Below are 23,374 nucleotides of genomic sequence, written 5' to 3' on the forward strand. Positions count from 1 at the left end.
AAGGAATTCCCTCTTCCGGGGTCGCCGGGCCCCTTTCCCGGCAAGATCAACTTTGTTCAACCTTGCACGAGATGTGGCCAATTGTCCTGATCGTAGCCAACCGGTCTCGACGGATTTCTCCCGCTCTCGTCGGGGCCGATAGGCATGCGGGGTCGTCAATCGAACGAATCCCCGGGAGATCCCGTATGCCCGAACTCAGCCGCCGCCGCGCCCTCGGCGCCGCCGCCGCCCTCACCGCGGCCGCCACGGCCCACACCCTCACCGCGCCCGCCGCCTCGGCCGCACCCTCCGGCCACCACCACGACTCCCCCGAACCCTTCGACGAGGTCTACAAGGGCCGCCGAATACAGGGCCGTGCGGCCTCCATGCCGGAGCACCATCACCACGGCGGCGGCTTCGAAGTGCTCGTCGACGGCGTCCCGTTGCACGTGATGCGCAACGCGGACGGCACCTGGATCAGCGTGGTCAGCCACTACGACCCGGTCCCCACGCCCCGCGCCGCCGCACGCGCCGCGGTCGACGAGCTGCAGGGCGCGGTCCTGCTGCCCTTCCCCGCCAACTGACCCGACTCGCACACCACTTCGGAGCAACCACCACCATGACCGTCCGCAAGAACCAGGCCGGACTCACCGCCGACGAGAAGCGCCGCTTCGTCGCCGCCGTCCTGGAGCTGAAGCGCACCGGCCGCTACGACAACTTCGTCACAACGCACAACGCCTTCATCCTCGGCGACACCGACAACGGCGAGCGCACCGGCCACCGTTCGCCGTCATTCCTGCCCTGGCACCGCAGATTCCTGCTGGAGTTCGAAAGGGCGCTGCAGTCGGTGGACGCCTCGGTCGCACTGCCCTACTGGGACTGGAGCACCGACCGATCGCCCCGCTCCTCGCTGTGGGCACCGGACTTCCTCGGCGGGACGGGGCGCAGCCGGGACGGGCAGGTGATGGACGGCCCGTTCGCCGCGTCGGCCGGCAACTGGCCGATCAACGTGCGCGTCGACGGCCGCACCTTCCTGCGCCGCCAACTGGCCACGAGTGTACGGGAGTTGCCGACGCGCGCCGAGGTCGACTCGGTGCTGTCGATGGCGACCTACGACATGCCGCCCTGGAACAGCGCGTCGGACGGCTTCCGCAACCACCTGGAGGGCTGGCGGGGCGTGAACCTGCACAATCGGGTCCATGTGTGGGTCGGGGGCCAGATGGCGACCGGTGTCTCCCCCAACGACCCGGTGTTCTGGCTGCACCACGCCTACATCGACAAGTTGTGGGCCCAGTGGCAGCGGCGCAATCCCCGCTCCGGCTACCTGCCGACCGGCGGGACACCCGACGTGGTCGACCTGGGCGAGACGATGAAGCCGTGGAACGACACCCGGCCCGCCGACCTGCTGGACCACAGCGCGCACTACACCTTCGACACCGACTGACGGCCCGGATCGGGTGGTTGGCCCCGCAGGTCACGGGTACCCGCGACGGACACAACCGACAGCAGAGCGAAGGAGGGGTTCACCCGTGTCGCAGGTCGAGGAATCCATCGAGGTCGGCGTCCCGGTGCGCACCGCTTACAACCAGTGGACGCAGTTCGAGTCGTTCCCCGAGTTCATGAACGGCGTGGACCGCATCGAACAGCGCACCGACACCCTCACCCACTGGGTGACGAGTGTGAACGGCGTTCACAAGGAGTTCGACGCCGAGATCACGGAACAGATCCCCGACGAGCGCGTCGCCTGGACAACCGTCGCCGGTGAGGCCCGGCAGGCCGGGGCGGTGACCTTCCACCGCCTGGACGCGGACCACACCAAGGTGATGCTGCAGATGGACTTCCACCCGGACAGCATCACCGAGAAGGTCGGCGACAAGCTGGGCTTCGTGAAGCGGCAGACCAAGGGCGACCTGGAGCGCTTCAAGAAGTTCATCGAGAACCGCGGTCAGGAGACCGGTCAGTGGCGCGGCGAGGTCAACTGACCGCCGGCCGTCACCCGGCCTGCGCCGTACGGCACTCCGGGTGCCCCCAGCCCTCAGCGTTCTTGGCGATGGGCTCCCCCGCGGCGTAGGAGCGGCCGCACAGGCAGCGGCCGGGGAACTTGGCCTTGATCGTGCGGGAGGACGAGGCACCACCCTTGCGCGCCGCGCCGGGCTTCCGGCGCGGCGCGCCCGTCTTCGCCTTCGGCGTGTCCGGGGAGGGCGGCGGCTCCGGCGAGCCGAGTCCGCTGCCCGCCGCCTCCTGAACGGTGGCCGCCTGGCTGGCCGCGCGGTCGGCGAAGTCGTTGAGCGGATCGCCGTCGACCTGGTGCGCGGGCACGTAGCGGAAGTCCACCGAGCGGCCGTCCAGCAGCTCGTCGATGCGCACCACCAGGTCCTGGTTGGCGACCGGCTTGCCGGCGGCCGTCTTCCAGCCGTTGCGCTTCCAACCGGGCAGCCACGTCGTGACGGCCTTCATCGCGTACTGCGAGTCCATCCGCACCTCGAGCGGCACGGCCGGGTCGGTCGACTCCAGCAGCCGTTCCAGAGCGGTGAGTTCGGCGACGTTGTTGGTGGCTCTGCCGAGCGGCCCGGCCTCCCAGCGGGCCGGGGCCTCCGACTCGTCGGCGACGACCCAGGCCCAGCCCGCCGGCCCGGGGTTTCCCTTCGAAGCCCCGTCGCACGCGGCCACAACACGTTCACGCATGTGTCCGATCATGCCATGGCCCGGCGGGCCGCTCGCCCGCGGTTCAGGAGACGTCCGTGACCTGCGGCATCTCCCCGGCCGTCGTCGTGATGTCGATCACCGAGAAGTTGGCGCCCTGCGGGTCGCTCAGGGCCGCGAACCGTCCGAACGGGCTGTCCATCGGCCCGAACCGCAGCACCCCGCCCAGCTTGGTCGCCCGCGCGACCGCCTCGTCGCAGTCGGCGACGGTGAAGTAGACGTTGATGTACGGCGGCATTTCGGGCGGGAAGTCCTCCGTCATCTTCATGCGGCCGAGGACCGTCTTCCCATCGAGGTCGAACATGCGGAAGTCGATCGCGTCGTCCTGCATCTGCTTCGCCGTGTAGGAGAAGACCGAGGTGAAGAACCCGTCGGACTGCTCGGGCTCGCGGGTGAAGACCTCGGCCCAGCAATACGCGCCGGGCTGCTGCGGCGACGCCTCGAACCCCTCGTGGACCCCGGCCTGCCACACGCCGAACACCACCCCGCTGGGGTCGCGGCCCAGGCACATCGTCCCGAAGTCGCCGACCTTCATCGGTTCCATCAGCACCTCGCCGCCATTCTCACGGATCTTCCCGGCGGTCGCGGCGGCGTCCTGCGACGCGAAGTACAGGCACCACTGGGAGTACCCCTCCTGGCCCGGCATCGGCGGTACGACGGCGGCTACCGCCTTGCCGTCCGCGTAGGCCTGGGTGTAGTTCCCGTACTCCGACGACGCATCGCCGAAGCTCCAGCCCAGGACGTCGCCGTAGAAGCTCTTGGCTCCCTCGACGTCACTGAACATCGCGTCGGCCCAACAGGGGGTTCCCTCAGGTTGCACGGCCATGACCACGGCCCTCTCCTGTGTCGGCGGTTGGTCCGTTTCCTCACGCTAGTCACCCCTTCGCCGAAGCGCGCGCCGAACGCCCGTGCGCGTCCCACACTGGTCGGGACAAGGGTTTCGGCGCTCGGGACGGGGTGCGCAATGGCTGAGGCGACGATGCGCGCGTGGTCGGTGGCGGTGCCCGGCCCGGTGGAGGAGGAGGGAAACCTCCGCCTGGTGGAGAAGCCGGTTCCGGAGCCCGGAGACGACGAACTGCTCGTGCACGTGCACGCGTGCGGGGTGTGCCGCACCGATCTGCACGTGGCCGAGGGCGATCTACCGGTACGCCGGCCCGGCGTGACACCCGGACACGAGGTCGTGGGCGTGGTGGCGGGGCGCGGTGCGGGCGCCGAGGGCTTCGAGGTCGGTGACCGGGTGGGCGTGGCCTGGCTGCGGCGCACGGACGGCACCTGCGCGTACTGCGCGCGCGGCGACGAGAACCTCTGCCCCGCCTCCCGCTACACCGGCTGGGACGCCGACGGCGGTTACGCGGAGTACACGACCGTGCCCGCGGCCTTCGCGCACCGGTTGCCGGCCGCCCTCAGCGACGCGACCGCCGCTCCCCTGCTGTGCGCCGGGATCATCGGCTACCGGGCCCTGCGCCGGGCCGCGCTGCCCCCTGGCGGACGGCTCGGGCTGTACGGGTTCGGGGGCAGCGCCCATCTGTGCGCGCAGGTGGCACTCGCCGAGGGCGCCACCGTGCACGTCCTGACGCGCGGGGCGGCAGCACGGCGGCTGGCGCTCCATCTGGGCGCCGCCTCCGCGCGCGACGCCTACGACATGCCGCCCGAGCCGCTGGACAGCGCGATCCTCTTCGCCCCGGTCGGCGACCTGGTCCCGGTCGCCCTGCGCGCCCTGGACCGCGGCGGCACGCTGGCCGTCGCCGGCATCCACCTCAGCGACATCCCGTCCCTGCGCTACGAGACCGAGCTGTTCTACGAGAAGCAGGTGCGCAGCGTCACCTCCAACACCCGTGACGACGCACGTGAGTTCCTCACCCTCGCCGCCCGGCACGGCGTACACGCCACCACGCACACCTATTCCCTGTCCCGCGCCGACGAGGCGCTGCGGGACCTGAAGGCGGGACGCTTCGACGGAGCGGCGGTCCTGGTCAACGATCTTTCCTGACCCGCAGGCCGGGCCCGGTGCCTGCGAACTCCGTTGTCTCCCTTCCCCCTTGGGCCCGGCTGTGCTTGCCTGGGGAGCCGTTTTCGGTTGCCGGGGCGGGAGTCGCTGCATGCGCGGACCGTGGATCGTGGGGATGCTGCTGGCCGGTGCGCTGCTGCTGGGCGCGTGCGGCGATCCGTCGTCCGGGCCGGAGACCGCGCCGCCCTCCCCCACCGTACCGGGGGCGTCCGCCGCGACCACGCACCAGCGGGCGCCGGCCTCGCCCCGCGTCCCGGCCGTCGGGCCCCGGGTGCTGTACCTGGGCGACTCGCTGGCCATGGAGGCCCAGAACGTGCTCGGGCAGCGGCTCCGCGAGGACCTGAACGCCACGTACACAAGCGCCCCGTACTCGGGCACCACGCTCTGCGACTACCTGGAGGGCACCGGCGCGCGCTCGCTCGTACCGGACGCGGACAAGGCCGCGGCGCTGGTGCGCGCCCGGCATCCGGACTATGTGGTGCTGCAGTTCTGGGGCAACGCGTGGGGCTACACCTGGTGCATGGACGGCATCACCTACAACGCCTCCCCGCAGCGGTACTTCAGCCGCTACCGCGCCGACCTGCGCCGGCTGACCGAGCAGATCGCGGCGGCGGGCGGGGCGCGGCGGCCGAGGATCGTGTGGGTCCTGCAGGGCCCGGACCCGATCACCCCCGACCGGGTACGGCGCGTGAACGGGATGTACGAGCGGCAGGCGGCGGCCTCCGGCGACCTCGTCGCCGACGCGGGCCGCACGGTCGCCCCGGCCGGGGCCCGCTACACCTGGACCCAGTACCTGCCGTGCACCGCGTACGAACACCAGCACCCCGACTACTGCACCCAGCCGGACCGCGACCGCACCGCGCTCCACCGCGACCCGGACTACCTGCACTTCTGCCTCGCGCCCACGACGCCCACCCCCAAGCCGTGTCCGGTCCGCTCTCCCGGCATCCTGCGGATCTCCCGGGAGATCACCGGGGTGATCCGCCAGGCCGTCAGGCGGTGATCTCCACGCTCAGCCGCGTCACTTGGCAGCGGGTCGGCGGCCGATGGTCGAGTACGTGAAGTGGCTGCGCACCAGCAGCCGGGGGTCGGCGGCCAGCCGGTCCACCTCGTCGAGCTGCTGCGGGGTCATCCCGGCCGCCAGGAAGTCCTTCCTCGCCTGCGCGATGTTGGCGGCGATCAGCAGCGCGCCAGCCGTGCCGCCCGGCCAGGAACGGGCGTGCATGACGGTGTCCACGTCGGTCAGCCCCTCCTCCAGCATCAGCGCGGGCACCCGGGCCGCCCAGCTCGGGTCGTTGCCGTGCGCGGGCAGGACATGCTCGACCAGCAGGGTGTGGTAGGTGTCGATCAGTTCGGCCGCCTCGGGGCTCGGGGCGGCCAGGACCATCTTGCGGAACGTCGCCTCGAAGTCCTCCACGACCAGCGCTCCCCCGGGCGCGAGCGCGGCGGCGAGGCGCGCCAGGATCGCCCGCCGTCCGGGCAGGTGGAGCAGCACCAGCCGGGCGTGGATGACGTCCCACGGGCCCTCGGGCACCGGTTCGGTCTCCAGGTCGTGGCGCAGCACCTCGTACGGTGGATTCGGCGGCAGATGGCGGGTGTTGAGGTCGGTCGCCAGTACCCGGCCGGTGGGTCCCGTCGCGTCGGCGAGCCAGGCCGCGACGCTGCCGCCCCCGGCGCCGACCTCCAGGCACCGCCTGCCGGTCAGATCGCCGAGCCCGGACAGCCGCTGGATCGTGAACTCGTCCAGCAGGGTGGCGAGATGGACGTGCCGGCCCACGGCTTCCGGGTCGTCGTTGTCGAAGGCGTACGTCGGCGGGGTCGCGGACACGGGCAGCTCCTGGTGGGCGAGGGGCGATCGACTCGTCTTCGTCGCCGCGAAGTCGACGACGTCGTCCGGTGTCATACCCACCCCGCCCGCGCCCGCCGTGCACCGGCTCGCGACCGTCGGCCGGCTATTCGCCCTCGTACGCCCTGCGCAGGGCCGCGATGTCGAACTTGCCCATCGCCATGAACGCCTTGGTGGTGCGGGAGGCCTTCTCCTGGTCCGGGTCGCTGATCATGTCGATGAGGGTGTCCGGGACGACCTGCCAGGACAGGCCGTACTTGTCCTTCAGCCAGCCGCAGGGGCCGGGCTCGCCGCCGCCCTCGGTGAGCCTGGCCCAATAGTAGTCGATCTCCTCCTGGTCCTTGCAGAAGATCTGGAAGGACACCGACTCGTTGAACTTGAACATCGGGCCGCCGTTGAGCGCGACGAACTTCTGGCCGTTGGCCGTGAACTCCACCGCCAGCACGGAGCCGGCCGGCCCCGCTCCCCCCTCGACGTTGCGGCCGACGCGGCCGATGCGGGAGTTCTTGAAGATCGACACGTAGTGGTGGGCGGCCTCCTCGGCCTGGCCGTCGAACCAGAGACACGTGGTGAATCCGTCGGTGGTCATGGGCACCTCCTGGGCGTGGAACGCGGTCACCTGTACCGACCGATCCTCGGCGCGGAACTCATCGGTGGGGCGGCCGGTTAATCCATATGGCCCCGTCGGCGCCCCGATCTAGGCTCGCGCCATGACGTCATCCCCCGCGGACCCCACGGACCAGGTCCGGCCCTTCCGGCTCGACATTCCGCAGAGCGACCTCGACGACCTGCACGCCCGCCTCGACCGCACCCGCTGGCCCGACGAGCTGCCCGGCACCGGCTGGGCCTACGGCGTCCCCGCCGACTACCTGCGCGAACTCCACCACCACTGGCGCCATGTGTACGACTGGCGGGCCGCCGAGGCCCGGCTGAACGAGTGGCCGCAGTTCACCACCACCATCGACGGCTCCAACGTCCACTTCGCCCAAGTCCGCTCCCCCGAACCCGACGCCACGCCGTTGATCCTGACGCACGGCTGGCCGGGGTCGATCGTGGAGTTCCTGGACGTGGTCGGACCGCTGACCGACCCCGCCGCGCACGGCGGCGACCCGGCCGACGCCTTCCACGTGGTCGTGCCGAGCATCCCCGGGTTCGGCCTGTCCGGGCCCCCGGCGGACACCGGCTGGGAGGCGGCCCGGGTCGCCGACGCGTGGGCCGAGCTGATGCGGCGGCTCGGCTACGAGCGGTTCGGCGCCCAGGGAGGCGACTGGGGCGCCGCCATCTCCCGCGAGCTGGGCCGGGCCCACCCCGACCGGGTGATCGGGGTCCACCTCAACCTCCTGCCGGGCGGCCAGCAGGCCACCGAGCCCACCCAGGAGGAGCTGGACGAGCTGGACACCGAGGAGCAGGAGCGGGCGCTGCTGTCGTGGCGCCGGTGGAGCGAGTGGTCGCGCGAGGGCACCGGGTACGCGGTCCTGCAGGCCACCCGGCCGCAGACCGTGGCGTACGCCCTGACCGATTCCCCGGTCGGTCAACTGGCCTGGATCGTCGAGAAGTTCCAGGAGTGGACGGACTCGCAGCGGCTGCCCGAGGAGGCCGTGGACCGGGACCGGCTGCTGACCAACGTGATGCTCTACTGGCTGACGGGCACCGCGGGTTCCGCCGGCCGCATCTACTACGAGCGCGCCCATGCGACGGCCGGCGGCGCCCGTCCCACCGAGCCGTCCACCGCGCCCACCGCCCTGGCGCTCTTCCCTGCGGAACCGCAGCTTCCGTTGCGGCACAAGGCGGAGCGCACCGAGAACCTGGTGCGCTGGACGGAGTTCGACCGGGGCGGCCACTTCGCCGCGATGGAGGAGCCGGACCTGCTGGTCGGGGACGTGCGGGCGTTCTTCCGGCAACTGCGCGAGAAGGGCTGACGGCCGGGCTCTGCCGGTGGCGAATCTGCCGCGGGCAGAGAAACCCCGTCGAGGCCGTCCAGCGGGCCGACAGTGGAGTCGACGGCATCACCGCACCGACGGGAGACCCCCATGACTCCACTCGCATCGCTCACGCCACGGGCCGAGGAGGGCGACACCACGCCCTCCCGGTTCGACGACCATCTCGCCGCCCAACTCCTCGGCCAGCGGATCGTGTTCCTCGGCACCCAGGTCGACGAGGTTTCCGCCAACCGGGTCTGCGCCCAGCTGCTCCTGCTGTCCGCCGAGGACCCGCGCACCGACATCAGCCTGTGCATCAACAGCCCCGGCGGCTCGGTGTACGCGGGCCTGGCCATCTACGACACGATGCGGCTGATCCCGAACGACGTCTCGACGCTCGCCATGGGCTTCGCGGCCAGCATGGGCCAGTTCCTGCTGTGCGGTGGCGCGCCCGGCAAGCGGTACGCCCTGCCGAACGCCCGGATCATGATGCACCAGGGGTCGGCGGGCATCGGCGGCACCACCGCCGACATCGAGATCCAGGCGGAGAACCTGGAGCACAGCAAGCGGACCATGGAGCGGCTCATCGCGCAGAACACGGGCCAGAGCCCGGAGACGATCGCCAGGGACGGCGACCGCGACCGCTGGTTCACGGCCGAGGAGGCCAGGGAGTACGGCATGGTGGACCAGGTCGTGGAGTCGCTCGCCGACGTCCGCCCGGCCGCCTCGAAGCGACGGATGGGGCTGTGACATGGGCAACTACACGATTCCGTACGTCGTCGAGCGCACCGCGCACGGCGAGCGGTCCTCCGACGTGTTCAGCCGGCTGCTGTCCGAGCGGATCATCTTCCTCGGCACCGAGATCGACGACGGGGTGGCGAACGTCGTCATCGCGCAACTCCTCCATCTGGAGTCGGCCGCCCCCGAGAGCGAGATCGCGATCTACCTCAACTCCCCCGGCGGCTCATTCACTTCGCTGATGGCGATCTACGACACGATGACCTTCGTGCAGGCGCCGATCTCGACGTTCTGCGTCGGGCAGGCGGCATCCACCGCGGCCGTGCTGCTGGCCGGAGGGGACCCCGGGCGGCGCTTCGTGCTGGAACACGCGCGCGTGCTGCTCGGCCAGCCCGCCAGCGGAGGCAGCCGGGGGGCGATCTCGGACCTGACGCTCCAGGCCAAGGAGATGGTCCGCATCCGCTCCCAGGTCGAGGAGGTGCTGGCCCGCCACACGCACCACGACGTGGCCACCCTGCGTGCGGACATGGATCGCGACAAGGTGTTCACCGCCGATGAGGCGGTGGCCTACGGGCTGGCCGACGAGGTGCTGAGCCGGCGTCTCGTCGCGGTCTGAGGCGCCGGCCCGTCCCGCCTCGTCAGGCGGCCAGGCACAGTCCGTCGTGGCGCGGGCCCGAGGTGCCCCGGCCGCGGGCGGCGTGCCGGCTCGTGACCCGGGTCAGCTCCCCGTGCGCCAGCGACAGCAGATCACCGAGGCCCAGCCCCAGGGCCTGGGCGGCGGCCGCGAGGACCTCCGAGGAGGCCTCCTTGCGGCCGCGCTCCACCTCGGAGAGGTAGGGCATGGAGATCCGGGCCGCGTCGGCCACGTCCTTCAGGGTGCGCTCCTGGGCGAGGCGTTCACGCCGCAGCACGTCACCGACGAGGTCACGCCAGAGGGGTTCCCTCGGCGCGGGGGCGGCAGGAGCCGCCGGAGCCTGGGGCGCCCGGCTCGGCGGCGGGGCGGCCGGAGCACCGGCCTGCGGGCGGCGCAGAGGAATGACGCGGGCTTCGTTCGGCGCTTGGCTGCTCACCCCCTCAGACTAAATTCCCTCGCCGCGAAGGGAAGGGATCGGCATTCTGCCCTGGGTGAATCCGAGAGGCGGAGGATGCAATGACAGCGTTGCGGGAGACGTTCAACCAGGACGCCGAGTTGTACGACCGGGCAAGGCCCCGCTATCCCCCGGAGCTGGTCGCCGAGTTGGCGCGGGCCGCGGCGCTCGGTCCGGACAGCAGCGTCCTGGAGATCGGCCCGGGCACGGGTCAGCTCACGCTGCCACTGGCGGAGTCGGGATGCCGCGTCACGGCGGTGGAACTGGGTGACGCGATGGCGGCCGTGGCCCGTCGGCGGCTGCGTGACCATCCGCGCGTCGACGTCCGGGTGGCGGAGTTCGAGAGCTGGCCGCTGCCCGAGGAGCCGTTCGACCTGCTGGTGAGCGCCACCGCGTTCCACTGGATCGATCCCGCCGTACGGATGGTCAAGGCGGCCCGGGCGCTGCGTCCGGGCGGGCAGCTGGCCCTGGTTCTCACGGAACACGTGGCCGGCGGCACGGAGGAGTTCTTCGCCCGCGTCCAGGACTGCTACGAGCGATGGGATCCGGCCACCCCGCCCGGCCTGCGTCCGCGGCCGGCGTCGGAGATTCCCGCCGGCACCGCCGAGCCGGCCGGCTCCCCGCACTTCGAGCGGGTGACGGTGTCCCGCTTCACGCAGGACATCACCTACAGCACCGACCAGTACATCGACGTCCTGCTCACCTACTCCAATCACCGCGCCCTCGACGAGCCCGCCCGCCGGGGTCTGCTGGCGTGCATCCGGAATCTCGTCGACAATGGGTTCGGAGGTAGTGTGACCAAGCGCTACCTGCACGAACTGGTCATCGCCACCCGCGTCGCCGGATGAATTTTGCGCCGCATGGAAAAGCGGTGGGAATGGGCTGCCCGACCCGGGGTACCCGCATGACGAGGACCCGAGCAGACAGACGTCGGATCGTGACTCGTGGGAGAGGAAATGAATACCGCCGTGGATCGGTCGAAGACTGCGATCGCCCAGACGACCGCCGGGACCGGCACGGAGAACGGTGTGCTGCCGGGCATCGAGGAGCCGCGTTCGGTGGCGCCTCGTGACGCACGGGAGCTGTCCCGCCAGTTCTTCCAGCGCCTGGCCGAGCTGGAGGAGGGCACGCACGAGTACCAGTACGCGCGCAACACCCTCATCGAGATGAACATGTCGCTCGTGCGGTTCGCCGCCGGGCGCTTCCGGGGTCGCGGGGACGAGATGGAGGACCTCGTCCAGACGGGCATGATCGGCCTCATCAAGGCGATCGACCGGTTCGAGCTGTCCCGCGAGTTGGAGTTCACGTCGTTCGCTCTGCCGTACATCGTCGGCGAGATCAAGCGGTTCTTCCGGGACACCACCTGGGCGGTGCACGTGCCGCGGCGGCTCCAGGAGCTGCGGGTGGAGCTGGCCAAGGCACGCGAGGAGCTCAGCAGCCGGCTCGACCGTGAGCCGACGGTCGCGGAGCTCGCCACGCTGATGAACATCTCCCAGAACGAGGTCGTCGAGGCGCAGATCGCGGCCAACGGGTACAACTCGTCGTCGCTGGACGCCGCGCTCACCGGTGACGGGCCGGAGGGCGGCGAGGCGGTCCTGGCGGACTTCATCGGGGTGGAGGAGGACGGGCTGCGGCTCGTCGAGGACTTCCAGTCGCTGGCCCCGCTGATGGCGGAGCTCGGTGAGCGCGACCGGCAGATCCTCCACATGCGGTTCGTGGAGGAGGCCACCCAGGCGCAGATCGGCGAACGGCTCGGCTGCTCGCAGATGCACGTCTCCCGCCTGATCAAGCGGATCATCGCGCGGCTGCGCGAGGGGATGCTGGGCGAGCTCGGCTGCGCCTGAGGAACCGGCACACACGAGGGGCGACCGCCGCGGATCAGCGCGGCGGTCACTTTCCGTCCAGCGACACCACCGCACTGACGCGCTTGCCGACGGGCACTCTCTCGACGACGACCCGGGAAGCCAGCGCGTGGACTATCTCCAGACCGTGCCGGCCGATCCGCTCGGGATCACGGGGGAACCGGCGCGGCAGGGCGCTGCTGCTGTCGTAGACGCACACGGTGACGGCGGCGTCCGTGCCCTCCAGATCCAGGATGTACGGCCCGTTGCTGTGGCGGTCGGCGTTGGTGACCAGTTCGCTCACGACCAGCAGCACCTCGTTCTCGGACCGCTCGTCGATCGTGGCGCACCATTCGGTGCGCAGGCTGCGGACGAAGTGTGCGGCGAAGGACCGCGCCTCGGCGATGCATCCCGGTTCGCCGGTGTAGTGGGCAGCCCGCCTCAGTGGTTCCACCGGCACGTCGAAACCTGCTGGTATCACTGCCCCGCCCACGTGGTCGTTCATGCGTTTCTCTCTCGGAAGCCGGACTGGCCGGACGCTGTTGCCCCAGTGCTGATACCCCGAGCCGGGCCGCACAGTCCCCTGTTGCGGGTGATGTATACCCCTCGGCTCACGCGGACGGCGTCGTGGCGGAGGACACGGGTGCGCTCACTGTGGTGCTGTCGGAGGCGAGCGGCGGCTCGAGCGGGGAGGTTGCGGGCGAGCTCTCCGGTTTCGCGGGCGGCTCGCTGGAGCTCGAGGGCGGTGTGGGGGCGGACGACGACGAGGACGGCGAGAACGGCGGGGGCGGCGGGGTCGACGTCGACGGGCAAAGGCTCGGCTTCGCGGTGCCCACGCCCGGCGCCGGCGAGGAGACGCACGGGGACGGGGAGCTCGACGACGACGGTGCCGTGGGCGTGGTCACGCTCACGGACGGGGAGGGCCGCGCCGGCGGCTTGGCCTGGTGGTCCTTGTGGCCGGTGTCGCCGCGGTGCCGGGAGATCCACTGGTCGTGATCCGGGTCGTAGATCACGAAGACGTTGATGATCCGCGGGGCGGGCGTGACCACCACGACGTTCGAGGAGCGGTACGAAGGCCAGGAGTCGCCGGTCGGCGTGGGCGTGGTCTGCTGGGCGACGGGTGGGGTCAGCGGGTTGCCGCAGGCGCAGCGTGTGCGGGGCACGCCGTGGCCGTCGACGAGGACGGCGGTGCCGGCCTGCAGGACGGCCTGGTAGCCGGTGGCGGTGCCGTCGCGGTAGCCGTGGTTGGTGACCCGGGTGTCCATGCGCAGCTGCACGGGGGTGAGGGCGCGCAGGTAGGCGGGGACCCGGGAGGGCTGGACGCCGACGACGGAGGCGAACGCCTGGTTCTTCGCCGGGACCGACTGCAGGTACCTGATCTGCTTCTCCACGTCGCAGCTGGAGACGTTGCGGCTGCCGCCGTACAGTCCGGCGGCGCCGCCGTCGACGCCGCGCACGGCGTTCGCGGGGGTCGATTCGGGGGTGGTCGGGGAGGCGGAGACCGTGGCGGTGGAGTCGTCCTTCGCCGTGGAGGGGGTGAAGGGGTCGGGGCCTGTCTTGCCCGCGGCCTGCAGAAAGACCTCGCCGCCCTTGGCCGAGCCGCCACCGCCGTTGGACTGCGTGAGGACGACGGCCAGGACGACGGCGGCGACGAGCGCCGTGGTCAGGACCGCGACCCGGGGCGCGGACTTCCACCAGGGGCGGCGGGGCTGCGGCGCGGGTGCGCCGCCGCTGCTGCCGGGCGGCGGCTGGGAGGGCGGGCCCGACGGCGGCTGGGAGGGGCCCGAGAGCGGGCCGGAGGGGGGTCCTGTGGGGCGGCCGGACGACGGCGGTTCGACGCTCACGAGCTCTTCTTCCCGACGTGGTGTATCTGCGGCTCGCCCCGAGTTCCGCCGCTTTCCTGCCTGTCTTCCTTATTGTGTGCCCCGATGGTGTGCCCGCCGCAAGCCGACGCGGACGGACCTCCCGGCGGGCGGGGCGGGCCGGAGCTGCTTAGCGTGGCAAGGGTGAGCCCCCGAGCCCCTTCCGCCCCGGCCGTGGCCCGGCACGGCTGGGTGCAGGCCCTCGTCGCGGTGCTGGCCGCGGTGCTCGCCATGGGGGTGGTCGCCGCGCTGGGGCTGTGGGCGGCCGGGGCGACGGACCTGCCGGAGGGGGCCTTCCCCCGGGTCGTCGCGGCGACCGTGGTCACCGCCGTGGGCGGCACCGTCGAACTGTCGGGCGACGCCGGTTCGCTGGCCGGCGCCGACGCCGGGCTGACCGTGATCCCGCTGTCCGTCACTCTGGTCGGCGCCCTCGTGCTCGCCGCCGGTTTCCTGCGCCCGCTGCGGCACCGGGCGGTGGCGGGTGCGCCGGAACTCGCCGGCTGGGCCGGCCGCGTCGCCGTCCTCTGGCTGCTCGCGCTGCTCGGCCTGGCCCTCGGCGCCCGCCACACCTTCACCCTGTCCCTCGGCGACAGCGCCATCAGCGACATCGGCGACCTGTTCGGCGTCTCGCCGAAGGTCGGCTTCACGACCGACGTTCCGCTGACGGTGCTGTTCGGGCTGCTGTGGCTGGCCGGGGTGCTGGTGCTGGCCCTGTTGGTCTCGCGCGGGGCCCCGCTGCCGGGACGGCTGCTGCGCTTCCAGGAGTCGGTGCGCCCGGCCGCGTACGCGATGGTCGCGCTGCTCCTGGCGTACGTCGCTCTGGGCGTCGTCATCGGTGTGGTCGTGGCGGTGACGCGAGGGCACCGCGCCGAGACCCTCGCCGTGATTCTGCTGGGCATGCCGAACCTGGCCTGGCTGGCCCTGACCCTCGGCCTCGGCGTGACCTGGAACGGCCGGGTGCAGGGCCCGTTCGGGCTGCCGATGCCGCATGTGCTCGACGAGGTGCTGCGCACCAAGGAGGTGTCGGCCCTGAACCTGAGCACGCTCGCCGACCACGACGGGCGCGTCTGGTGGCTCCTGGTGGTCGACGCGGTGCTGCTGCTGGCCGCCGCCTTCGTGCTGGCGGCCCGCTCCCCGGCCCGGATGCGGGCCTGGCAGCACGCCCTGCACATGGCGGTCGCCCTGGCCCTGACCGTGCTCATGATCTGCCTGGTCGGCCGGATCTCCGCGCACTTCGGCCTGTCGGTGCTCGGCATCGGCGACCTGGGCGGAGGGCTGGCCGGGAAGGTGTTCCTGCGGCCCGAGGTGTGGTCCGCGCTGGGTCTCGCCCTGTTGTGGGGGCTGCTGACCGGTTTCCTCGGCGCGCTGCTGGCGAGGCCGGTGCGACGCCGTGGACCGGCGGAAAAGAGGTGGGAAGGATGACGTCGTCCGTGGGAGTGTGCGCCGAGTCGCGGGAGGGACATGGCATGGCGTTGGCACTCGAGGACCGGCTGGCCGTCACGGAGCTGATCGCGTTGCACGGCCATCTGGTCGACGAGGGGCAACTGGACCGCACGGACGAGGTGTTCACCCCGGACGTGGTCTACGACCTGTCCGACTTCGGCCAGGGCGAGGTCGTCGGCCTGGCCGCCCTGACCCGGGCCGCGCTGGCGCTGGGCGCGGCGAACCCCGTGGCGCACCACGTGACCAACGTGGTGGTCGAGGAGGTGGCCGAGGGCCGGGTCCGGGTCCGTTCCAAGGGGCTGGGCATCATGGCGGACGGCTCGTGCGGCTCGGTGACGTACGAGGACGTGGTGGTGCGGACGGCGGACGGCTGGCGCATCGGCCGGCGCAGGGTGGTGGCGCGGCGGGTGCCGCTCAACGGGCTGGGCCAGGGGTCCTGAAGACCGGCTCGGCCCAGCGTGGCGGGGGTTGGGGGCGCTCCTCCCCCGCTGCCCCCGCTGCCCCCGCCACCACGGTCGGCGGATGGCCGACGCCCTCGCGGCCCGCCACGGCCGCGCGCAGCGCGGCGACGAAGGCGAGGCAGGAGTCGTGGCGGTCGTCGGGGCTCTTGGCCAGGGCCCGGTCGAAGACGGTGTCGACGGCGGCGGGCAGGTCGGGACGGAACTCCGTCAGCGGTGGCGGCTGGTCGTACTGGTGGGCCCAGAGCAGCGCCATGTCGTCGTCGCGGCGGAAGGGCGGGCGGGCTGCCAGCGTCTCGTAGACGACGCAGGCGAAGCCGTAGACGTCGCAGCGGCCGTCGACGGGGCGGCCGGAGATCTGCTCGGGGGCCACGTAGTCGAGGGTGCCGACGAACTGTCCGACGCTGGTGAATCCGGTCAGCGACAGGGACTTCTTGGTCAGGCCGAAGTCCGTCAGGTAGGTGTGCTCGGGGTGGTCGCTGTCGGTGCCGCGGGCGACCAGGATGTTGCCCGGTTTGACGTCCCGGTGGACCAGGCCGTGTTCGTGGGCCGCGTCCAGCGCGGAGGCGACCTGGGCGGCGATGCGCAGGGCGGTCGAGGGCGCGAGCGGGCCACGGCGGTCGAGGAGGTGGCGCAGGTCGCTGCCGTCGACGTAGCGCATGGCGATGTACAGGACGCCGTCCGTCTCGCCCGCCTCGTAGACCGGCACGATGTGCGGGTGGTCGATCGCGGCGGCCGCCCGGGACTCGTGGGTGAAGCGGAGGCGGAAGGTGTCGTTGCGGGCGAGTTCCGGGGCGAGCAGCTTGAGTGCGACGGTGCGCTCCAGGCGCAGGTCGAGGGCGCGGTAGACGACGGCCATGCCGCCGCGGCCGATCTCGCGCTCGATGCGGTACCCGGCCACCCGGCGGCCGACCAGCTCGGAGGGCCGGCCGGAGAAGAGGCTGGTGTCACGGGCCATCGGGCGTCACGACCTGGGTGGGGGCGTGTCCGGGGTCGGCGGCGGCGGAGCGGGGCCCGTCGTCGGTCGCGTAGGTGCTCAGGCGTGCTCCGTCGCCGTAGACCCAGCGGCCCTGTTCGGTGTCGTAGAGCCAGACGGACTCGCCGTCGACGACGACCCCGATGCGCAGTCCTCGGGTACGGCCGCGGAAGGACTCCCCGTCCAGGCCGCCGCCGGCGAGGTCTTCGACGGCGGCGCGGTAGCGGGCCAGGGACTGTTCCGCGCGGGCGAGCAGGGGGCGCGGGTCCGGGGTGCGGGCCTGGGGGCCGCCGGTGGCGGGCGGGTCCTGGGGGACGGCGACCAGGAGGCGGCCGTCGACCCAGGCCGACCAGTCGTTGGCACACAGCACGTGGGCCCAGTCGCCGCGCCGCTCCACGAGCTGGACGGGCAGCAGCGGGTCGAGCGCGACGGTGGGCCGGGCCGGGTCCGGGGCCTCCCAGGCGGGCATGCCCTGCTGGGGGACGACGTGGGTGGGCCGGAAACCGGGGGTGGTCATCGCGGCTCCTACTTCCGCATGACGGCCGGCTCGTGGCGGCGCAGCAGCCGGGAGACCAGGAACCCGAAGAGCGCCGAGAGCACGACGAGCATGGTGATGTTCAGCAGCCATGCCCCGGCCGAATGCCGGAACAGCGGGTCGGAGGTCAGGTCGCCGGGCACGATCCGGGCAAGGCCGACGGTGCCGGCCATCGCTCCGAGTGCCCACCGGGAGGGCACCAGCCAGGAGAGCTGTTCGAGGACGGCCACGCCGTGGAGCTGCAACAGGGCGCCGCAGAAGACGACCTGGACGATGGCGAGCAGCACGAGCAGCGGCATCGTCACCTCCTCCTTGCGCACCAGCGCGGAGACCACCAGGCCGAGCATCATGGCGGTGAACGCCAACAGGGCGACGGCGACGGTGATTTCCACCAGGGGTGGCATCAACACACCCTTGCCGCCGGGCGCGTTCAGGTCGACGCCGAGGAGCGCGACCAGGGTCAGCACGACGGCCTGCAGCACGGTGACCGTGCCCAGCACGACGACCTTCGACATCAGGTACGCCGATCTGGACAGGCCGACCGCCCGCTCCCGCTGGTAGATGCCGCGTTCCTTGACGAGTTCGCGCACCGCGTTGGACGCGCCGGTCAGGACGCCGCCGACGCACAGGATGAGCAGCGCGTTCATCGCCGTCTCCTGGGTGAGTGCGCTGCCGGCGAGGGCGCGGGCCATGGCTCCCATCACGAACGGCAGGGCGATCATGATGGCGAGGAAGGTGCGGTCGGCGCTCAGGGCGGTCGCGTAGCGGCGGACCAGGGTACCCAGTTGGGCGCCGCGGCTGCGCGGCCGGGCCGGCGGGGTGATCACGACCGGGCCGGTGCGGGGCACGCGGGGCTGTGCGGTGGCGTCGGTGACGTAGTGCCGGTGGAACGGCGAGAGGCGGAAGTCGCCGCTCCAGTCGCGGTCCCGGTCCTGCTCGAAGGCCTCGAAGGCCTCCGGCCACTGTTCGAAGCCGAAGTAGGCGAGGGCGTCCTCGGGCGGGCCGTAGTAGGCGACCCTGCCGCCGGGTGCGAGGACCAGGAGCCGGTCGCACACGTCGAGGCTGAGCACGCTGTGGGTGACGACGATGACCGTGCGGCCGTCGTCGGCGAGATCGCGCAGCATGTGCATCACCGAGCGGTCCATGCCGGGGTCCAGACCGGAGGTGGGCTCGTCGAGGAAGAGCAGGGACGGCTTGGTCAGCAGCTCCAGGGCCACGCTGACCCGCTTGCGCTGGCCGCCGGAGAGGCTGTGCACGGGCTGGTCGGCCCGCTGTTCCAGGCCGAGTTCCCGGATGACCTCCTCGACCCGGGCCCGGCGTTCGGCCTTGACGGTGTCCTCGGGGAAGCGCAGCTCGGCGGCGTAGGACAGGGCGCTGCGGACGGTGAGCTGGGCGTGGAGGATGTCGTCCTGAGGGACCAGGCCGATGCGCTGGCGCAGCTCGGCGTAGTCGCGGTAGAGGTCACGGCCGTCGTAGAGGACCGTGCCGTGGTCGGCGGGGCGCTGTCCGGTGAGGGCGTTGAGGAGCGTGGACTTGCCCGCGCCGCTCGGACCGACGACCGCGAGCAGGCACTTCTCCCCCACCGGGAACGACACGTGGTCCAGCAGCGTCTTGCGGCCGTGGTCTACGGCGACCGCGAGGTCCTGCACGTCGAGGGAGACCTCGCCGCTGTCGACGTACTCCTGCAGTTCGTCGCCGACGAGGCAGAACACCGAGTGGCCGATGCCGACGATGTCACCGGGTCCGACGGGCGCGGCGGTGACGGGGGCGCCGTTGAGGTAGGTGCCGTTGTGGCTGCCGAGGTCGGCGATCTCGTACGTCCCGTCCGGCAGGGCGCGCAGTTCGGCGTGGTGACGCGAGACGACGAGGTCGTCGATGACCAGGTCGTTGTCGGCGGCGCGGCCGATGCGGACGGTGCGCGCCGGCAGCGGGCGCACGCTGGTGGGCTGCCGGAAGGTCCCGGTCAGGCCCGGCATCGAGACGGCCGAGGGGCGCTCCGGGACCGGGGAGGGACACGCCAGCAGGACCAGGCGCGGGCCGTCGGAGGGGCTGCCGAACCGGATCTCGCTCCCCGCGCCCACACCCCAGGCGTGGATGCGTCGGCCGTCGGCGAAGGTGCCGTTGGTGCTGTTCTCGTCCTCGATGGTCCAGTGGTCGGCCTCGGGGCGCAGGACCGCGTGGTGCCAGGAGACCCGGGCGTCGTCGATGACGATGTCGCTGAGTGGGTCGCGTCCGACGTGGTAGTCGTGGCTCGGACTCATCACCGTGGAGCCCGACTCGGTCTCCAGGACCAGTTCGGGCGCGCCCGGCATGAACGACCGTTCCGCCATGCGGGAGATTCTACCGATTTGTTCATGTACGCGCCCGGCGTACCGGGCTCGGTCGGCGCGGTGGGCGGCTTCAGCCGACGGGCATCACCAGCGCCGGAATGATCCGCTGCATGCGCAGCGCGTCCACGGACTCGGCCAGCAGCTCGTACTCCGTGGTCTCGTCACAGATGGCCACCCGCACCAGCCGGCCGCCCGCCAACTCGTTCGCGACCAGATCCTGTTGGCCGAGATCGGCGCACCACCAGCGCAGCGCCGCCGGTACGTCGGGCACGGTGTCGGCGACCGGGACGAGCGAGCTCGGCGGGAAGTGCTCGGCCTCGGGCCGCGGGTCGAGGCGGTCGGCGATCCAGTTGGCGCGGTCGCGCAGCCACCACAGGGCGAGGGCGAGGGTGGGGGCACGGTAGGTGCCCAGGGGGACGCCGATGCGCTGCCCGGCGCAGACGCCGTAGGCGGTGACGTGGCATAAGAACTCGTCATGCATGGTCATTCCCCCGCTGCTCGTTCGCCTCTCGGCCTTGCCTCGCTTTCCGTGCGGCTCATGTGCGGTACGTGACGGCGTCTTCGCTCGCCGTTAAGTGCCTCAACTGTTGAGTATGTTCACGGCTGAATCACTGTCACCATGAATTTCCGGCCAGTCTCCTGGCATATTCACAGCGGCAGTTGGCCGAAACGCGACGGAAGCCGTCATTACCCGAGGGGTAATCGACCCTCCCGCACCGGCCGGGCATGGTGGTTCCACCGGGTCGCCGAGACCGCGAACCGGTACCTGACCAGCAACGACTACCTCTGTGGAGGCTGATCGCCATGTCCGCGAACACCGAGCGCTACGAGAACGCCGTCGCCCGTTACTTCGAGGCCTGGAATGCCGCGGGCGACGAGGAAGTGGTGAAGGCGGTCGCCGCCGCCTGGGCCGCGGACGGCTCCTACACCGACCCGCTCGCGGACGTCCGCGGGCACGAGGGGATCGCCGCGGTGATCACGGCGGCCCACGGGCAGTTCCCGGGGTTCTCCTTCCGGCCCGTCGGCGCCGTGGACGGCCATCACGACACGGCCCGCTTCGCCTGGGAGCTGGTCAGCGAGGCCGACGGCTCGGCACCGGTGGCCGGTTTCGACGTGATCACGCTCGACGCGGACGGCCGTATCCGCACCGTGCTGGGCTTTCTGGACCGGGTGCCCGCCGGAGCGTGAGACGGGGTCGCGCCGATGGTCGCCGTCGCAGGCGTGAGCCGGGACGACGGCGGCCGGGCCCGGTTCGGCCGAAGGGCGCCGCGTCGGAGGGGGACTCAGCGCCCGCCGGTTTCCCGGTAGCGGCGGGGGGCGACTCCCGTCGACCGCTTGAACGCGTTGCTGAAGGCGCTCTCGGAGCCGTAACCGACGGAACGGGCGAGGACCGCGACGGGGACCGTGTCCTGCCGCAGGGCGCGGGCGGCCAGGCTCATCCGCCAGTTGAGCAGGTAGGTCAGGGGCGGCACCCCGGCCGCCTCCCTGAACCTGACGGCGAAGGTGGTGCGGGACATCGCGGCCGCCCGGGCGAGTTCGCCGAGCTGCCAGGGGTGCGCCGGGTCGCCGTGCATCAGGCGCAGGGCGGGGGCCAGGCGCTCGTCGGCGAGGGCGCGCAGCCAGCCGGGCGGCAGCCCGCCGGAGTCGGCGAGGCAGACCCGCAGCACCTGCACGAACAACAGCTGGGCGAGGTGGTCCGAGGCGAACTCCACACCGGCCCGGTGCGTCCTGACCTCGTCGGCCAGCCGGCCGATCAGCCAGCTCAGCACCGGCGCCTCGGCGGCGTCCGCCCGCACGTGGATCAGCTCCGGCAGCGCACGGCGCAGCAGCTCGCCGCTGTCCCGGCTCAGGTCGATGTGCCCGGACACGCACACCACGTCCTCGGCGGTGCCCTCGCCGAGCCGTGCCATCCGGCTCGCGGGGTCCATGACCGCCCGGCCGGAGTCCAGCGGTTCGAGGCCCAGGTCGCTGCACAGGACGTAGGGCTGGCCGCCGTCGGAGACGACGACGTCCCCCTCGGACACCTTCAGGGGCTCCCCGCCGCCCTCCCGGACCAGCAGACACCCGCCGCGCACCACGGCGACAACCCTGAGCCGGTCCCGCCCGCGCAGCCGGACCGCCCAGCTGCACTTCGAGCGCCGCCCCTACGAGCCGTTCGTCGCCTACGGACAGTCGAAGACGGCCAACGCGCTGTTCGCCGTGGAACTGGACCGGCGCGGGCGGGACCTGGGCGTGCGGGCCTTCGCGGTCCACCCGGGCATCATCATCGACACCGGTCTCGCCAAGCACGTGTCCGCCGAGGCCGTCCGCGCCGCCGGAGCGGTGGACGCGCAAGGGCGCCCGGTCCGCGACCCCGCCCGCCAGCTGAAGACGGTCGCCCAGGGAGCGGCCACCGGCGTGTGGTGCGCGACGAACCCGCGGCTCGCCGGACTGGGCGGGGTGTACTGCGAGAACTGCGACATCAGTCCGCTGGTGGCCCCCGAGGAGGAGGCCGCCTGGCGGGCCGGGGCGGAGATCCCCGGCGTTCTGCCCTACGCCGTCGGCCCGGAGGCGGCGGCCCGCCTCTGGGAGGTCAGCGAACGGCTCACTGCTTGACGATCGCGTCGATGCGGGCGAGCTCGTCGTCGGCGAAGTCCAGGTTCCGGGTGGCCGCCACGCTGTCCTCGATCTGCTGCGGGCTGCTCGCGCCGACCAGGGCGGAGGTGACCCGTCCGCCGCGCAGCACCCAGGCCAGGGCCATCTGGGCCAGCGTCTGGCCGCGGCCCTCGGCGATCTCGTTCAGCGAGCGCAGCCTGCCGACCAGGTCCTCGGTGACGGCGTCCGAGTTGAGGAAGGGGCTGTCGCTCGCCGCCCGCGAGTCCTCGGGGATGCCGTCGAGGTACCGGGAGGAGAGCAGGCCCTGCTCCAGCGGCGAGAAGACGATCGAGCCGACCTGGAGCTCGTCCAGGGCGTCCAGCAGGCCGCCGTCCTCGGGGCGGCGGTCGAGCATCGAGTAGCGCGGCTGGTGGATCAGCAGCGGGGTGCCGAGCTCGCCGAGGATGCGGGCGGCCTCCCGGGTCTGCTCCGCCGAGTAGTTGGAGATGCCGACGTAGAGCGCCTTGCCCTGCTGGACCGCGGAGTGCAGGGCGCCCATCGTCTCCTCCAGGGGAGTCTCCGGGTCGGGGCGGTGGGAGTAGAAGATGTCCACGTAGTCCAGGCCCATCCGCTTCAGGCTCTGGTCCAGGGAGGACAGCAGGTACTTGCGGGAGCCCCATTCGCCGTACGGGCCCGGCCACATCAGGTAGCCGGCCTTGGTGGAGATCACCAACTCGTCGCGGTAGCGCGCGAAGTCGTCCTTGAGCGCCTCGCCGAAGGCCAGCTCGGCGGCGCCGGGCGGCGGGCCGTAGTTGTTGGCCAGGTCGAAGTGGGTGACGCCGAGGTCGAAGGCGCGGCGCAGGATGGCCCGCTGGGTCTCGACGGTGCGGTCGGCCGGGCCGAAGTTGTGCCACAGGCCGAGCGAGATCGCGGGGAGCTTCAGGCCGCTGCGTCCGGTGCGCCGGTAGGGCAGGTCCGCGTAACGGTCGGGGTGTGCGGTGTACAACGCGACTCCAGAGGGGTTGGCACACGGATTGACGGTTCCGGGGAACCGGTCACCCACTCTTTCGTGAC

27 protein-coding genes are annotated in these 23,374 nt (G+C 72.0%); 14 read left to right on the plus strand and 13 right to left on the minus strand.

Features of this window, described 5'->3' with window-relative positions; all coding sequences use genetic code 11:
• Positions 1-185 precede the first annotated feature (185 nt).
• The 3 genes from FBY22_RS23100 to FBY22_RS23110 all read left to right on the plus strand — a co-directional run bounded on the left by FBY22_RS23100 (position 186) and on the right by FBY22_RS23110 (position 1,961).
• Positions 186-563, plus strand: a complete 378-nt coding sequence (locus FBY22_RS23100) for an apotyrosinase chaperone MelC1 (RefSeq protein ID WP_142148894.1) — start codon at positions 186-188, stop codon at positions 561-563.
• Positions 564-598: 35 nt separating this feature from the next.
• Positions 599-1,423: a tyrosinase MelC2 gene (locus FBY22_RS23105; RefSeq protein ID WP_142148896.1), complete on the plus strand. Its 825-nt coding sequence runs from the start codon at positions 599-601 to the stop codon at positions 1,421-1,423.
• A gap of 85 nt (positions 1,424-1,508) precedes the next feature.
• Positions 1,509-1,961, plus strand: coding sequence for an SRPBCC family protein (locus FBY22_RS23110; RefSeq protein ID WP_142148898.1), 453 nt, complete (start codon positions 1,509-1,511; stop codon positions 1,959-1,961).
• A 10-nt stretch (positions 1,962-1,971) separates the two neighbouring features.
• Here FBY22_RS23110 and FBY22_RS23115 read toward each other — a convergent pair whose 3' ends face one another.
• Both FBY22_RS23115 and FBY22_RS23120 read right to left on the minus strand, forming a co-directional pair.
• A complete protein-coding gene (locus tag FBY22_RS23115; protein ID WP_142148900.1) occupies positions 1,972-2,676 on the minus strand; it encodes a ribonuclease H in 705 nt (234 codons plus the stop codon).
• Positions 2,677-2,707: 31 nt separating this feature from the next.
• Positions 2,708-3,508, minus strand: coding sequence for a VOC family protein (locus FBY22_RS23120; protein WP_142148902.1), 801 nt, complete (start codon positions 3,506-3,508; stop codon positions 2,708-2,710).
• Positions 3,509-3,661: 153 nt separating this feature from the next.
• Between FBY22_RS23120 and FBY22_RS23125 the strand changes: the two genes are divergently transcribed.
• Positions 3,662-4,672 carry a zinc-binding alcohol dehydrogenase family protein gene (locus FBY22_RS23125; RefSeq protein ID WP_186363030.1) on the plus strand — a complete coding sequence of 337 codons (1,011 nt, stop codon included), beginning with the start codon at positions 3,662-3,664 and terminating at the stop codon, positions 4,670-4,672.
• A gap of 109 nt (positions 4,673-4,781) precedes the next feature.
• Positions 4,782-5,693 carry an SGNH/GDSL hydrolase family protein gene (locus FBY22_RS23130; RefSeq protein WP_142148906.1) on the plus strand — a complete coding sequence of 304 codons (912 nt, stop codon included), beginning with the start codon at positions 4,782-4,784 and terminating at the stop codon, positions 5,691-5,693.
• Between the two features lie 18 nt (positions 5,694-5,711).
• Here FBY22_RS23130 and FBY22_RS23135 read toward each other — a convergent pair whose 3' ends face one another.
• Together FBY22_RS23135 and FBY22_RS23140 are read right to left on the minus strand one after the other, a co-directional pair.
• Positions 5,712-6,593 carry a class I SAM-dependent methyltransferase gene (locus tag FBY22_RS23135; RefSeq protein ID WP_142148908.1) on the minus strand — a complete coding sequence of 294 codons (882 nt, stop codon included), beginning with the start codon at positions 6,591-6,593 and terminating at the stop codon, positions 5,712-5,714.
• A gap of 49 nt (positions 6,594-6,642) precedes the next feature.
• Positions 6,643-7,125 carry a VOC family protein gene (locus tag FBY22_RS23140; protein WP_142148910.1) on the minus strand — a complete coding sequence of 161 codons (483 nt, stop codon included), beginning with the start codon at positions 7,123-7,125 and terminating at the stop codon, positions 6,643-6,645.
• 121 nt (positions 7,126-7,246) lie between these two features.
• On the opposite strand from FBY22_RS23140, the gene FBY22_RS23145 reads away from it, so the two are divergent.
• From FBY22_RS23145 to FBY22_RS23155, 3 genes are all read left to right on the plus strand, one after another.
• Positions 7,247-8,455: an epoxide hydrolase family protein gene (locus FBY22_RS23145; RefSeq protein WP_142148912.1), complete on the plus strand. Its 1,209-nt coding sequence runs from the start codon at positions 7,247-7,249 to the stop codon at positions 8,453-8,455.
• Positions 8,456-8,566: 111 nt separating this feature from the next.
• Positions 8,567-9,205, plus strand: a complete 639-nt coding sequence (locus FBY22_RS23150; RefSeq protein ID WP_142148914.1) for a ClpP family protease — start codon at positions 8,567-8,569, stop codon at positions 9,203-9,205.
• 1 nt (position 9,206) lies between these two features.
• A complete protein-coding gene (locus FBY22_RS23155; protein WP_142148916.1) occupies positions 9,207-9,809 on the plus strand; it encodes a ClpP family protease in 603 nt (200 codons plus the stop codon).
• A 22-nt stretch (positions 9,810-9,831) separates the two neighbouring features.
• Here the strand turns inward: FBY22_RS23155 and FBY22_RS45800 are convergent, their stop codons facing one another.
• Positions 9,832-10,263, minus strand: a complete 432-nt coding sequence (locus FBY22_RS45800; RefSeq protein WP_142148918.1) for a helix-turn-helix domain-containing protein — start codon at positions 10,261-10,263, stop codon at positions 9,832-9,834.
• Positions 10,264-10,343: 80 nt separating this feature from the next.
• Between FBY22_RS45800 and FBY22_RS23165 the strand changes: the two genes are divergently transcribed.
• On the plus strand, positions 10,344-11,129 hold the full coding sequence (locus FBY22_RS23165) for a class I SAM-dependent methyltransferase (protein WP_142148920.1): 786 nt from the start codon (positions 10,344-10,346) through the stop codon (positions 11,127-11,129).
• 108 nt (positions 11,130-11,237) lie between these two features.
• Positions 11,238-12,125 (plus strand): RNA polymerase sigma factor SigF, encoded by an 888-nt coding sequence (locus FBY22_RS23170; RefSeq protein WP_142148922.1) that lies wholly within the window; start codon positions 11,238-11,240, stop codon positions 12,123-12,125.
• 46 nt (positions 12,126-12,171) lie between these two features.
• Here FBY22_RS23170 and FBY22_RS23175 read toward each other — a convergent pair whose 3' ends face one another.
• Together FBY22_RS23175 and FBY22_RS23180 are read right to left on the minus strand one after the other, a co-directional pair.
• Positions 12,172-12,627, minus strand: a complete 456-nt coding sequence (locus FBY22_RS23175; RefSeq protein WP_142148924.1) for an ATP-binding protein — start codon at positions 12,625-12,627, stop codon at positions 12,172-12,174.
• Positions 12,628-12,733: 106 nt separating this feature from the next.
• Positions 12,734-13,966, minus strand: coding sequence for a DUF6777 domain-containing protein (locus tag FBY22_RS23180; protein WP_142148926.1), 1,233 nt, complete (start codon positions 13,964-13,966; stop codon positions 12,734-12,736).
• A gap of 162 nt (positions 13,967-14,128) precedes the next feature.
• Between FBY22_RS23180 and FBY22_RS23185 the strand changes: the two genes are divergently transcribed.
• Positions 14,129-15,406 carry a streptophobe family protein gene (locus FBY22_RS23185; RefSeq protein ID WP_142148928.1) on the plus strand — a complete coding sequence of 426 codons (1,278 nt, stop codon included), beginning with the start codon at positions 14,129-14,131 and terminating at the stop codon, positions 15,404-15,406.
• Positions 15,407-15,450: 44 nt separating this feature from the next.
• Positions 15,451-15,867 (plus strand): nuclear transport factor 2 family protein, encoded by a 417-nt coding sequence (locus FBY22_RS23190; protein WP_142148930.1) that lies wholly within the window; start codon positions 15,451-15,453, stop codon positions 15,865-15,867.
• On the opposite strand, the gene FBY22_RS23195 is transcribed toward FBY22_RS23190, so the two are convergent.
• The 4 genes from FBY22_RS23195 to FBY22_RS23210 form a co-directional block, all read right to left on the minus strand.
• Positions 15,842-16,843: a serine/threonine-protein kinase gene (locus tag FBY22_RS23195; RefSeq protein ID WP_142148932.1), complete on the minus strand. Its 1,002-nt coding sequence runs from the start codon at positions 16,841-16,843 to the stop codon at positions 15,842-15,844. The genes FBY22_RS23190 and FBY22_RS23195 overlap by 26 nt on opposite strands.
• Positions 16,833-17,378: a hypothetical protein gene (locus tag FBY22_RS23200; RefSeq protein ID WP_142148934.1), complete on the minus strand. Its 546-nt coding sequence runs from the start codon at positions 17,376-17,378 to the stop codon at positions 16,833-16,835. The genes FBY22_RS23195 and FBY22_RS23200 overlap by 11 nt, the downstream gene beginning before the upstream one ends.
• 8 nt (positions 17,379-17,386) lie before the next feature.
• Positions 17,387-19,726 carry an FHA domain-containing protein gene (locus tag FBY22_RS23205; RefSeq protein WP_142148936.1) on the minus strand — a complete coding sequence of 780 codons (2,340 nt, stop codon included), beginning with the start codon at positions 19,724-19,726 and terminating at the stop codon, positions 17,387-17,389.
• A 70-nt stretch (positions 19,727-19,796) separates the two neighbouring features.
• Positions 19,797-20,207, minus strand: coding sequence for a hypothetical protein (locus FBY22_RS23210; RefSeq protein WP_142152466.1), 411 nt, complete (start codon positions 20,205-20,207; stop codon positions 19,797-19,799).
• A gap of 323 nt (positions 20,208-20,530) precedes the next feature.
• Between FBY22_RS23210 and FBY22_RS23215 the strand changes: the two genes are divergently transcribed.
• A complete protein-coding gene (locus FBY22_RS23215; protein ID WP_142148937.1) occupies positions 20,531-20,914 on the plus strand; it encodes a nuclear transport factor 2 family protein in 384 nt (127 codons plus the stop codon).
• Between the two features lie 95 nt (positions 20,915-21,009).
• Here FBY22_RS23215 and FBY22_RS23220 read toward each other — a convergent pair whose 3' ends face one another.
• Positions 21,010-21,804, minus strand: coding sequence for an AraC family transcriptional regulator (locus FBY22_RS23220; RefSeq protein ID WP_260845081.1), 795 nt, complete (start codon positions 21,802-21,804; stop codon positions 21,010-21,012).
• A 121-nt stretch (positions 21,805-21,925) separates the two neighbouring features.
• Here FBY22_RS23220 and FBY22_RS23225 point away from each other — a divergent pair, with 121 nt between their 5' ends.
• Positions 21,926-22,321 (plus strand): hypothetical protein, encoded by a 396-nt coding sequence (locus FBY22_RS23225; protein WP_260845082.1) that lies wholly within the window; start codon positions 21,926-21,928, stop codon positions 22,319-22,321.
• Here the strand turns inward: FBY22_RS23225 and mgrA are convergent.
• Positions 22,311-23,306, minus strand: coding sequence for an L-glyceraldehyde 3-phosphate reductase (gene mgrA / locus FBY22_RS23230; RefSeq protein WP_142148942.1), 996 nt, complete (start codon positions 23,304-23,306; stop codon positions 22,311-22,313). The genes FBY22_RS23225 and mgrA overlap by 11 nt on opposite strands.
• Between the last annotated feature and the right edge of the window lie 68 nt (positions 23,307-23,374).

The sequence above is a fragment of the Streptomyces sp. SLBN-31 genome, from assembly GCF_006715395.1.
Classification (GTDB): Bacteria; Actinomycetota; Actinomycetes; order Streptomycetales; family Streptomycetaceae; genus Streptomyces.